Raw genomic sequence first — 11487 nt, 5'->3', positions numbered from 1 at the left:
GCGCGAATGGCCGCTCTCAACAAAGCTGACAATCCGATCGCGAAGATCCTGAGAATAGCTCCTGCCCATGATCCACCTCCAATAACGGTGAATCACAAATTGCCCTCCAAGGGAATCGCCGATTCCAGTTTCAGATCCGACGCTCTAGCGCGGAGCAGGACAATAGCTGGCTGTGGGGCTGGGCCAACCACCAGAGCGGCCTGCCGGCCTCCGTTCTCGAGGCCTGCACGCGGATCAAGGAGATAGGCGATCAGCGCGGCATGAGGGAGTTCGTCGAACCGAAATTCGGGCTCGGCACCATCACCGATCACATGCTCGCCATGCTGTGCGGGGCACTGGTAGACAGATCCTGCTACTACCGGGCTCCCTATCCGGACGGCGCACTCTTCCTTCTGCTCGAGAAGCTGCCTGCTTCGATCCGTGCACCGGTGGCGGCCGAGCGGGTGAACACGGTGCTGATGCAGGTCGTCAGCAATTTCGAGGTCGATCATCGCGCGATGGCGGAGAGCTTCCTGCGCCAGCAGGGGTTCACGGTCAAAGCGGAGCCCGCGATGATATCCGCGACGCGCGAGGCGGATGGCGCCGAGGTCAGGCTTGCCTTCGATGCGCAGCAGCGGATCGCCAAGGTCGAGGGCGTCATCAAGCCCCGTGAGGTGAAGAAGCCCTGGTGGAAGCCATGGTGAGCGGCGGGGACGGTTTTGCCGGGTTTCGAAAATACCAGCGCCGAAGCAAGCGGCTTTTTCGGCGGGCCGCTTGCTTCAATCCTGCCAAGCGAGGCGTTCAGTTGTTCGCGGTCAACGGATCGATGATCTGTGAAACCTCGGTGATCTTCGTGAACGGAATGCCGCTGAGCTCACTGTGCCTTTTGATCTCTTCCTCGCTCTCGGCCAGGTAGATGCAGAAGGTCTTTTCGCCGGCAACATAGGAATGCTGCCACTGGACGCGCGGGCCGATCGTCGCGAGCGCCTGGTTCGAAGCGCGGGCCGCACCGCAGAGCTCGGTTACCGAGAACGACCCTATGCCCGGAATGTCGCGTTCAATCACATAGCGTTTCATGTCTGTTTCCTCGCTGTTGGGGCTTATTTCCCAGCAACGATGCGCCTTTGCCAGGGAGACGGGAAGCGCAAATTTCTTTTGCCTGATAAAGAAAATCTTTAGTAACAAGGCTTGTTCTTTTGTCGTCTAAAGATAATCTTTAGCAATGCCCGCCACCACGCATCTCAAATCGCTGCAGGCGCTCGAATTGGCGATCAGGTCCGGTTCACTCAAGGCGGCGGCGGATCGCCTGGGCATCACGCCGGCCGCGGTGGGCCAGCGCATTCGGGCGCTGGAGGATTATCTTGGGGCCGACCTCTTGATGCGGGGGCGCTCGGGACTGCAGCCAACCCCCGAACTCAGCCATGCGCTGGGTGATCTGCATGTGGCGTTCGCGGCGCTGGAGCGTGTGACCGAAACGCTGGATTTCCAACGCGTCAGCGAAATCCAGATCGTGGCGGACACGGATTGGGCCGAGCTTTGGCTGGCGCCACTCCTGCCCGCATTTCGGCAGGACCATCCGAACATCTTGTTCTGTATCAATGGAGCCGGCGATGTGCCGCTCAGGCTCGGGGCGCCAGATGTGCGCGTCGGCTATGGCAATGGGCGCGACGAGCCCTTGTTCAGCGATGTCTTTCTGCCCTTCTCGGGGCCGGACAATCTGCGCCGCATCGCCGGCCGGGATCCGAGCATACAGATGGAGGGCATGCCGCTCCTGCATCTGAAAGCGCAGCTGGAGGAATCGGGGCCGCCTGGATGGGTGGAATGGTTTCAGGCATTCGGACATCGCGAGAGTGGTCCGGATCGTGGCGTGCGCTATCAACACATGCGACTGGCCCTGGAGGCGGTGCGCCAGAACGTGGGGTTTCTGGTCTGTGGCCTGTCCCTGGTCCAGCGCGACCTGGAAGAGGGGCTCGTCGTCAATCCTTTTGCGATGTCGCAACATCTGATTGCCCCACATCCCTATCGGCTGAAGCTTCGCCAGGATATCGACAAGCGGCCGCAACTTCAGAGCTTCGCGGCATGGCTGCGCAACGAGGCGAGCGAGACCCGGAAGTATATCGAAAAGACGGTCGCGCAGGCCTGAGACCGGGCCAAGGCATTGCGGTGACAGCCCACTGAATATGCTACTATGCCGGCAAACAGTGCGGGCCATCAGGCCTCGCAAGCGAGCCGGAACCTCAATCGGGTAAACTGTCACCGCAATCATAATCACCCTGGGAAAGCGCTCATGTCAGCTCATATCTTCGACATCGTTTCGAAATCCCGCACCGAGGTGGTGATCGCCCATCATGAGGAGGGGCATTCCTATAGGTTCAGCGTGGCGAAGAGCACCGCGGGCAAGCGTGTGCTGGCCGACACCGTGCATTCGGTCGCCGGGCTGGCCGCCAAGCACCCGCCCGAATGGTACGCCGCCAGCGCCCGCGCCTTTGCCACCACGGTGGCGCATCGGGCGCATGCGATCGATTGAGGGCAAAGCAAGGGTGGTGTCGGGATGATCGGTTAGGCCCACCGATCAAATCCGCTCTCACCCGACTTGCAGCACCTTGTCGCCCGGCATGATGGCGGACACGAATTTATAGCCGCGGTTCACGCCATAGCGCGGATCGGCCTTGATCAGCGCCATGAACTGGCGGTGGCCGTTCTTGGTGCGACCGACGAGGCAGCCGGCGCTGGTGCGGCCGAGATCGCCCTGCGGCGCGTCATAGCCCCAATGCTGGTTGATGGCGAAAAGGCCGGTGTCGAGGCGATCGCCGGTGCGCTGGAAGTCCTTGTTGAGGTCCCTGAAGACGCTGAGGGGCTCTGCCTGGACGAGGGCCTCATGGGCCGACGGCGAGCCGGCATGGTGGGTGCCGACGACCCAGGCCTTGTACTGGTTGAAGGCGATCCTGGCCGCCCCGCCGGGGTTCATCGGATGAACGGTCCAGAAATCGCCCGGCTCGGTGGTGCCTTCCCAGAGCGCGTCCTTGAAATCGGGGCGGCCGTTCCTGTCGATGGCGAAGACGATCCGGAGGTCGTTGAAGACATTGTGCCTGTCGTCGTTCAGCGTGCCGTCCGGGTTCACTCCTTCGAGATAGGCGATGTTCCGGCAGTCGGGATGGCGGCAGATGAAGTATTTCTGCGCCTTCATATAGGCGATGACCTTGTCGAACCAGGTTCCGGTCGCGGCGATCTCGGGCAGGAGCGCTGTCGGCTCGAGCAGCCGGCGGGCGATAGCGCTGCTGAAGCCGCCGCCGAGCGAGATACTGTTCAGGTCGCAGAATTCGCTGAGGGCCCAGAGCGAGACCGGGCCGAACTTGCCATCGGCGGGCGGATCGAGGAAGCCCAGTTCCGACAGCCGCCATTGGATCGCCGTGACCAGTCCGGTCTTGCCGCCGAGCTCGGCCACCGGGATGGTGGCGCCGTCGAATTGCGACAGCGAGGTCGTGCCGCCGCCCGTCGCCGCGGCGGTGCCGCTCTTCCGGAACTTGGCGGGCACGATATGGCCGTCGACATAGTCGGTCAGCCAGGCGCGGTAGGCCCGCGTGGTGTCGCCGCCGGCGGCATCGACATAGGCCTGCGCCTTGCTGCGCCCGATCTGGGTCACCAGGTCGCTGAAGGTGTAGGACCGCGTCTGCTTCAGGAAGGCCTGCGCGCCGCCGAGCCCTTCATGGTGAGCGATATAGATGAAGCGGGCTTTCTCGTCGTCGCCGATCTGGTCGTCAACAAGCCCTTCGGCGATCAGGGCGCTCAAATTGAACAGGCCATATTCGGCCGCCGACACGATTGCCAACTCCGGATCGAAGCGCAGGTCGAGTAGGGCCTGCTTCCGCGCGGCTACAATGTCGTTGGCGGCGCTGACGAAGCCCTTGGCCTTGCAGACCTGGTTCAGCAGCGTCTTCCTGTTGGTGGCATGCGAGGTCCAGGTGCTGTCGAGGAACTGCGTGAGCCCGGCCGCGCTGCTGGTGCCGGCCTTGGAGTTGGCGTTCCACTGGCCGCTCGGCAGTTTGGCCGCCTCGGCATCGATGAGGGCAGCGAGTGCGGCCGCGTCGATGTCGGTAATGCCATGGGCCTTGAGGAGGGGCGTGCGATAGACCTCGTTCGGCCCCAGGCTGAGCTCGTCGCCGGTATCGGAACCGGGCCCCTCGGCCTGCTGTTCGTCGGCGTCATCGGAGCCATCGGCCGGCAGGTCGTTGGTATCGATCCAGCCTTCGGCGGCGCTGCCGTCCTCCAGCCGGATCCGCACCTTCTTCCAGGGCGGCAACTGGGCGCGTTCCTCGATGATGCTGCCCGTTACAGGCCTCGGCGTGCCCAAGGGCTCGTCATAGAGCTTGAACGCTGTCGCCTGCGCGATCTTCAGCATGTCGGCGTGGAGCCAGCCGAGATAGGTCTGGACGGCCTTATCAATGTACGAGACCTTGGCCCAGCTCGAAAGCTCCCGCAGCTGCGAAACCCGGTCGCCCGCGGCGAGGCTGACGAGCGCAATGGAGGAATCGTCGGGATCCGGAAAAAGCGACGCCTTCGAAATCACGATGCAATCAGCCATGGCAGCCCCTCCCAACGAGCCAGCAGATCTCAGGCGGATAGGTATGGTCGCGCGGTTTTACTTCCGTGGTTCGCACTGCATCGCGGCGTGAAAAGGATTCAAGAATTCACGACAGGAAAAGGGATGCTTTCCGAAATCGATAGTCACAATAGACGCGTACGGATGCGATGCAGAGCGAGACCTTCTGCTACGAAGTCGCGTATTTCAGGCGTGGATAGTTCGCCGATAAGGTACGCACCGCGGGGCGATGTTTTCAATGACTGTTTTGGCGCTCCCGAGCGGCTTTTCACGGGGCTGTCACGGCTTCGGCCTTCAGTATGGTTCTGCAATCCTCAAAACCAGCGCCATGACAGGCCCGTGACCCGAGTTTCTGGCGAAATCGGCAAGTCGTGACCGTCATTTCAAATACTTCAATCCTGTGTAATTCCCAGGAAAGGAAAACGAGGAGGTAGGAATGGAATATGCAGCGTTGCTGTTTACCCTCCTCATTAGTCTCATCGGAGCGATCCTGGACAAGCCGCCTCTGTGGGCCAAATGCGCAATTATTTTCCTTATTCTGGCGTCATCCAGTGTCTCTGGATATAAAATCTGGAGAGACGACCAGGACAAGCAGGCCAAGCAACTGTTCGATACGGAAGTCGAGAGAAGAACGATTGCCTTGAGTATTTCCGATCTGAACGTCGTGCACCCKCAGATCCTTGGATGGCTGCAATCGAAAGGCTACACCGCGGGTACGGATTGCCGCACTTGGGGAGACGGCGTCCTCTGCGACGTTCAGGAGGTGCAGGGGAGGGACAAATGGGACCTGCCGCTGCGACGCACCGATCTCGCGGCTTTGTACCTGTACGCCTTGAAAACGAAACCTTCGCTTTCCCCGGAAGCTTTCATGTATCTGGATGCCCTATTCACGCGGGGCGGGCGCGCTGTCCCCTTGATGCAGCGAACGGATCTGCTGGATACAACCGCCATACTCGCGGCAAACAGCCTGTATGAGAGCTGCGGTTTCGGACCCAATGCGATGCGGGTGAGCGACAAGCTGGAATTTTTGTTGGATTACCAGCGGGACGCCGTCCTTCGCACCACCGTGCTGGCGCAGCCGGATCCGTCCTTGTGGGCAATGGACGAAGACCCTCCGAAGGTGTTCCATCGCCTGATCACCCAATACAGGCGGAGTGTCGCGGTGCAGGACAACCAATGCAAAAGCTGAGCTGGACCGGCGGCATTGCAGGGGATTTGGGCCGCATCCCGGGTTCAGCCGGTCAGCGGCCGCCGTAAATGAAATGCACCGTCGTCTCAACCGTCCGTAATCGTCGTAATTCGCGGTTCTAGCAAAGTTGAATTCCTGCGGGGGAAAACTACCGAGGCAGCGAATTCAACGCACAGGGTTGTTCGAAGATCAGGCTCGCGGAGAATTTCCATGGACAATTTTGTCGATATTCATGGCAAGCCAGTGCATCGGGTCGATCTGGCTGTGGGTGAAACTCGGATCGTCAGCCTGAAAAAGTTCGATTTGCAGCCCATGGTCGAAGTGGGGGTGATTGCACGGAACTCTGACATCGCCTTCAGCCAGCAATGCGTTCATCTGGGCGATGTGACCAAGAAGAAATATATCGACGTCTACGACATGGCGAAGGTCGCGGCTGATAATGTTCCGATCGAGTCTCACGGACGGTACTTTTTCCAGATTTGCGGCAAGTCCGCCGGTGATACCGAACTGGACGCCTTCTACTGGGTTTCCAAGGCAGGGAAGATGGGCGCCACTTATGCTCCGTCACTGCCCATCAGTGTCAAGGCGAACCCGAAGCTGCTCGTCTTGCCGGCTGCGCCCGGCCGGCATGTCGGCAGCTTTCAGGAGATGTGGAACAACCATCCGATGAGCCCGACAAACGGGGCCGTGCACTATCCCTGCAACAAGGGCGAGGCTCCGCTGCGCAATATGCAGTGTTTCGTCCGGCTCTGCGAGGCCCTGCATCTGAGCGGGGTGTCGTTCAAGGGGTGTTGGGGATCGTCATGCCAGCTTCCCGGTGCCGATCACCGGCATCATTTTTCGAACCCCTACGATTTCCCAACCTGGTCCTGGGCCAAGGGGAAGGCCTATGTCTGGGAGGCAAAGCCCCCATTCTCGCCCGAACCGATGCCTGGCCTTGCCGCGTTCAAATTTGTCGAAGGCCGACAAGGCATCATCCTGTTCACGCATTATTTCAGCATCAAGGGGCAAACCTCGATGTGGGGCGGGCACATCGATTTGTGGAACAAGGATCGGATGGGCAACACCTACACCGACATGGATCCGATGCAGGGTGAATCGGCGTTTCTCAGGTCGAGAAAAATCAGCTTTTGGCCGCTGGTGGCGCTATAGGCCGGCAAGTGCGGACCGAAACCGATACTGGGTAAATTGTGCCGTAGTTCGCCATTGCACATTCCACGACATGGGGGGAGGGCAGGACCGGTAAACGGGTGATATGTGTCAATCGGGTATGTCGCGAAATAAAAGACGGTGAGCGCTGTCTCTATAGTTTCAATTTCGAGTAAAACATGGTGTGTTCGCTGGTGCTTTACCGTGGGGCTGGCGATGTTGCGGAAATTCATGTTGGTATTGGGGGTGTCGGCTTTGATTGCTGGCTGTGCGCCCCTGATAGGAGCGAATGCCAACAGCACGACGCCCGAGCGCGGAGACCAAGAAGAAATTCCAGGGCGGCACGACCAACATGTCGTTCGACGCCCATGGCACGCAGGTCGAGTTCCTGAGCAAGGACGGCCGGACCGCCCTCTGGTATCCCGGCAACGGTATCGTGCTGCAGGGCCGCTGGCGTCTCGTCGGTGCCGATCCGACCACCGGTTTCCAGGACAACATCTGCTTCCAATACGGCGCCAACACCTACAATCCGCTGACGCTCAACTATGGCGGCAACTGGGAATGCGAGGGGATCGCCCTCTATCAGGGGCATGTCGTCGAGCGCGTGGCGGGTGATCCTTTCGGCCTGGACAAGCGCGGGGCCGTGCCTTTCGTCCTACCACGGCAGCGCACGACCTTCGCGGAACTGCTGAAGCGGCGTTCCTGACGCCTCGTCACGCCTGGTTGAAATCGAGGCGCCGAGTTGACCTGTCATCCCCGGCACAGCAGAAGGCCGTGGGGAGGGGATGACGCGCGCGGTTGCCCGTATCGGTCAGAGTTCACTGTCGCCGGCTTAGTTGGCCTTGGCGAAGAACGCGTAGGTCGCGGTGTAGGGCACGCCCACTTTCGTCCCGGTTCGCACGGGCGGCGCGGCGGGGGCGACGCCGCCATAGGTTGTGATGCGCTGCACATAACCCACATTGCTCAGCACGCCGGCGGCCGGATCGGCCGTCACCTTGATGAGCAGCCAGGGGATATCGGCGCTGGCCTTCTTGGCCGGCACCGTCACCACCGGCGTATCCTTGTCGCGCACGATCTTGCTGCCATCGGCGGCTTCCCAGGAGGGGCCGGCATAATGATGCACGGCGCCTTGTTTCGCCGCCAGCTCCGCCACGGGGGCCTCGAGCACCCATTTCGGCGCCGCGCCGGCTTCCGCCGTGCTGGTATAGACTTGCAGGCCCTTGGCCTTGGCAGTGAAAGCGAGTGTGTAGCCGGCCGGCGGCTGCAACGCGGCCGGCACAGCCTCCGCTGCCCTTGCCGCCTGCGTTCCTCCGGCAAGCAGCATCGCCGCGGCGACGCATGCGTGGGTTCTTTGCATAAGCATCACTGTCTCCTGGCCCGATCCCGGGCTGGTGCATGTCGCGGCCACGGTAACATGGCACGGCGCCATGGGGGCGGCAACACTGTGGGGAACACAGGCCGGAGCTGGACTGCACCCCATATGTGAGACAGCAAAATACGTAAACCGTCGCCGTAGTTGGTAATTGGTAATTGGGACCAGCCTCGTTTATGCGAAATCCCAGAATAATACTGTTTTGTTGCTGAAGATGCCCCCCTCACTCATACCCGCAGGGCTATTCGCACTTTGTTTTATAGTGCTCATGTTCCATAACTCGTTGTGAGCCCTGGGCCCAAGATGGGTTCTGGTATCATAAAAAACCAATATCCCCCATCTGTCTGCCAAGTAAGCCTTCATATTGCTCAAGGACGGGTCGGCCATGTTTTTAATGTTTTCTCCAGGGAAAAACTCTCCCTCGAGAAAAAGATCTACTTCATCCGGGGCTCCAAAATAATAATCTCCGCTTTTTCCGCGAAAATTTGGCCGGCGATAGCTTCTTTCCGGAACTTTAATGCCTGCTGCATTTAATGCGTAACTTAACTGTATACAGCACGACGTTGCGCCCGGCGCATATGCATGTATTCCGTCCATGACACCGGCAGCGTCCGGCGGAAGGCTGGTAAAATATGGGAAATTATCCCATATTTTATTAAAATCGAAGGAAATGAAGTTCACATCTCTTACTGTATCATCACTCATATTCGTCACCGTGAGCTGACTGAATCGTGATACTTCGGATTTTGCAAGTATGCGGTCTGGCGCGAAATGGCAAGCGCAGCCGCGGATACTTTCGTGCCGGTTCGCTAGACTGTCTTGTCAATGATACGATAGACATAGCAAACCCATAAGTCAAAGCCGAATGAGTTGCTTGCCGCTCCAGTTTTCCCGCCGGAAATTATTGAAGAAATTCAAGTGACGCAGGTTTTGGTCCTCTTTCGCGAGGGACGGGGGCCGGTCTCGGCTTCCAGTTGGGTTTACGGATTGGGATGATCGTGCATTCATCGGGCGGGGCAACCTAAATGTCTTGAGAGACAGCTGAATGAATGCACCGTCGCCGTAACCACCAATTCCACGATGGCCAGCGAGAGCGATATCGTGCATGAGGCGACGAAATCAGTAAAGCGCCGCCCTAATTCCAGTCCCTTGTTTTGACACCGCCTTACCTTTGCATGATGCTCGCGCGATTGGGGGGCGGCGCATGCGGTGGTTGGTTGCCGGCTTGCTGATCTCGTCGAGCCTGGCCGGGGGCTGCCGGGCCGGCGATCTCCATGACGGTTTCGACAGCGGCAGCGCCGACCGAGCGCTGTGGAGCTTCGGCAAGTTCGTCGGCGGTTATCCGTCCCGGCAGGTGCAACCGCTCTTCCCCGGGAGTGGCGGAACCGTGGGGGCCATCTCGATCGTGACGACAGACGCCGATGGCGGCAATGATTGCCCGCTGGAAGAAATGCCGGCCGGCGGCTGCCAGCGTGCCGAATTGCAGGTCACCAAGAGCGCAGCGCTCCCGTACGGTTCCGATAGCTGGTACGCGTTCAGCTTCCGCATCCGGGGGCAGGTTGCCGATACCGGCAGCCACCGCACGGTCATCGGCCAATGGAAGGGGCCTGGTAATGACAGCCCGTTCGTGGCGCAGCGCTACGATGACGGCATTTTCCATATCACCGTGGAAACGGCCAACGGGCGGTGCCTCGTTGCGACGGATCGCAACAATGTCGCCGAGGTGCTCCAGGCCCAGGGCCTTCTCGCCTCCCTGGACGCGTCCGATGATCGGGTGCGCGAACAGGCCGTCGCGCTGATACGGGGCAGAATCGGGCAGCAGCGGCAGGCGGAGGTTCTGACCGGCTTGATGCCGGCCAACATAGCCTTGCCGGCATCGTTGCCGGGCAAGGAGGCGGAGGACCGGCGCAGCGGCGAGAACCGGGCCGCCGATTACCTGCAAGGGCTCGCCTTCCTGTCCGCCCCGGAGAATTATCTCGGCTGTCGCCTGGTCCGTATCGAGCCGGTGTCGAACCGGCCCCTGCCGACGCCCAGGGAGGCCTGGGTCGACATGGTCTATCATATCAGGGGTTCGCACGACGAGCCGTCCGGCAGGCCGGTTGGCGCCCTGCTCGAAGTCTGGGCCGACGGCCGCAAGATCGTGCGTGTCAGCGGCGATTTCGGCACCCGGCCGCCCATCGATCCCAAGGCCGATCCCGGGACGCAATATGTCAAGCTCGGTCTCTATCGTCTCAGGCAGCCGGGGACGCTCAGCATCGACCTCGACGAATTCTCCCAGGCCTCGGATGCGGCCGGGCTGCGGCTCGAGCACATGCATCCGTTGGAGACGCCGTGACGGGTGAACCCATCTACCTCAAACCCCAACACTGCGCCCCCTGTTACCTAAACTTATTGTCTCACCAGAGGGGTGCAGTCCAGTCACTATAATTCGAAATTCCGGCCGCTCCGCTCTGTTTCGACTTTTGCGGCTTGATCAAGCGACTTCGGCGGTGTCCTATCGTTAGGCATTCCAAAATTGCAGCCAGAAAAGTGCTGCCGAGGGGGAAGTCGTGATGAAGCGTGCTTATTTTATCTTGTTACTACTCGGACCGGCTTTTCTTTTGCAGTCGTGCGCTGAGAACAAGCCTTTGGAGAAAGGGTTGAGGGTAGGTCCAAGCGTCACTCGTCATACCAAAAAGAATCAAGCCGTAAAAATCTACAGCGCCTATCAGATTGGCGACGATTGCGTGATGTACGACGCACCGCCCCGCGTCAAAGCCGTCTCTCCACCGAAGAACGGTACCCTCACCATTGTTACCGTTAGAGACCATGCCGCTTATCCCGCGACAAGCCATCTCTTTAAATGCAACTCGAAGCTGATACCCATGACGGCTGTCAATTATCAGCCAAATCCAGGCTTCACCGGAACTGACGACCTCACGTTGCAAACTAACTTCAATGGGATTCTCAATCCTCCGGATAAGACTGCGGTCACCGTAGAAGTGGCACCTTAAACTACAGTCGCAGTGCATTTTATCGACGATGCGGAATCAAATTGAAATTAAATGCACTGGAGTGCACCCCATATCTGAGACAATGGAATTTGGGTAACAGGGCTCCAGGAGCCCATTATGTCGACGCCATTTGGCAGAAGCCCCCGGCAGTATTCGACTGCCTTCAAGCAAGAAGTCCTGCGCCGGTTGGAGAGCGGCGAGGCGG

General features: G+C 59.8%; 12 protein-coding genes. 8 read left to right on the top strand and 4 right to left on the bottom strand.

Annotated elements, in window-relative coordinates:
• Positions 1–98 precede the first annotated feature (98 nt).
• Positions 99–683 carry a DUF6882 domain-containing protein gene (locus tag AB4037_RS34165; protein WP_441774599.1) on the top strand — a complete coding sequence of 195 codons (585 nt, stop codon included), beginning with the start codon at positions 99–101 and terminating at the stop codon, positions 681–683.
• 97 nt (positions 684–780) lie between these two features.
• Here the strand turns inward: AB4037_RS34165 and AB4037_RS34160 are convergent, their stop codons facing one another.
• Positions 781–1056 (bottom strand): DUF4242 domain-containing protein, encoded by a 276-nt coding sequence (locus tag AB4037_RS34160; protein ID WP_434955565.1) that lies wholly within the window; start codon positions 1054–1056, stop codon positions 781–783.
• Positions 1057–1201: 145 nt separating this feature from the next.
• On the opposite strand from AB4037_RS34160, the gene AB4037_RS34155 reads away from it, so the two are divergent.
• On the top strand, positions 1202–2122 hold the full coding sequence (locus tag AB4037_RS34155) for a LysR family transcriptional regulator (RefSeq protein WP_441774598.1): 921 nt from the start codon (positions 1202–1204) through the stop codon (positions 2120–2122).
• Between the two features lie 144 nt (positions 2123–2266).
• The gene (locus AB4037_RS34150; RefSeq protein WP_441774597.1) at positions 2267–2506 is read left to right on the top strand and encodes a hypothetical protein; all 240 of its coding nucleotides are present in this window, start codon (positions 2267–2269) and stop codon (positions 2504–2506) included.
• A gap of 57 nt (positions 2507–2563) precedes the next feature.
• Here AB4037_RS34150 and AB4037_RS34145 read toward each other — a convergent pair whose 3' ends face one another.
• Positions 2564–4561 carry a peptidoglycan-binding domain-containing protein gene (locus tag AB4037_RS34145; RefSeq protein WP_441774596.1) on the bottom strand — a complete coding sequence of 666 codons (1998 nt, stop codon included), beginning with the start codon at positions 4559–4561 and terminating at the stop codon, positions 2564–2566.
• A 454-nt stretch (positions 4562–5015) separates the two neighbouring features.
• On the opposite strand from AB4037_RS34145, the gene AB4037_RS34140 reads away from it, so the two are divergent.
• The 3 genes from AB4037_RS34140 (at position 5016) to AB4037_RS34130 (ending at position 7623) form a co-directional block, all read left to right on the top strand.
• Positions 5016–5768, top strand: a complete 753-nt coding sequence (locus tag AB4037_RS34140; protein ID WP_441774595.1) for a hypothetical protein — start codon at positions 5016–5018, stop codon at positions 5766–5768.
• A 210-nt stretch (positions 5769–5978) separates the two neighbouring features.
• On the top strand, positions 5979–6920 hold the full coding sequence (locus tag AB4037_RS34135) for a T6SS effector amidase Tae4 family protein (protein ID WP_441774594.1): 942 nt from the start codon (positions 5979–5981) through the stop codon (positions 6918–6920).
• A 286-nt stretch (positions 6921–7206) separates the two neighbouring features.
• The gene (locus tag AB4037_RS34130) at positions 7207–7623 is read left to right on the top strand and encodes a hypothetical protein (protein WP_441774593.1); all 417 of its coding nucleotides are present in this window, start codon (positions 7207–7209) and stop codon (positions 7621–7623) included.
• Positions 7624–7749: 126 nt separating this feature from the next.
• Here the strand turns inward: AB4037_RS34130 and AB4037_RS34125 are convergent, their stop codons facing one another.
• A complete protein-coding gene (locus tag AB4037_RS34125; RefSeq protein ID WP_441774592.1) occupies positions 7750–8280 on the bottom strand; it encodes a DUF3455 domain-containing protein in 531 nt (176 codons plus the stop codon).
• Positions 8281–8463: 183 nt separating this feature from the next.
• Entirely contained in the window at positions 8464–8994 is a 531-nt protein-coding gene (locus AB4037_RS34120; protein ID WP_434955573.1) for a T6SS effector amidase Tae4 family protein, read from the bottom strand.
• A gap of 499 nt (positions 8995–9493) precedes the next feature.
• Here AB4037_RS34120 and AB4037_RS34115 point away from each other — a divergent pair, with 499 nt between their 5' ends.
• Both AB4037_RS34115 and AB4037_RS34110 read left to right on the top strand, forming a co-directional pair.
• Entirely contained in the window at positions 9494–10624 is a 1131-nt protein-coding gene (locus AB4037_RS34115; protein ID WP_441774591.1) for a heparin lyase I family protein, read from the top strand.
• Positions 10625–10841: 217 nt separating this feature from the next.
• Positions 10842–11282: a hypothetical protein gene (locus AB4037_RS34110; protein ID WP_434955575.1), complete on the top strand. Its 441-nt coding sequence runs from the start codon at positions 10842–10844 to the stop codon at positions 11280–11282.
• Positions 11283–11487: the final 205 nt, after the last annotated feature.

The organism is Labrys sp. KB_33_2, from assembly GCF_052114505.1.
In the GTDB taxonomy this organism is placed as follows: domain Bacteria; phylum Pseudomonadota; class Alphaproteobacteria; order Rhizobiales; family Labraceae; genus Labrys.
This window is presented reverse-complemented; position numbering and strand designations above follow the sequence as displayed.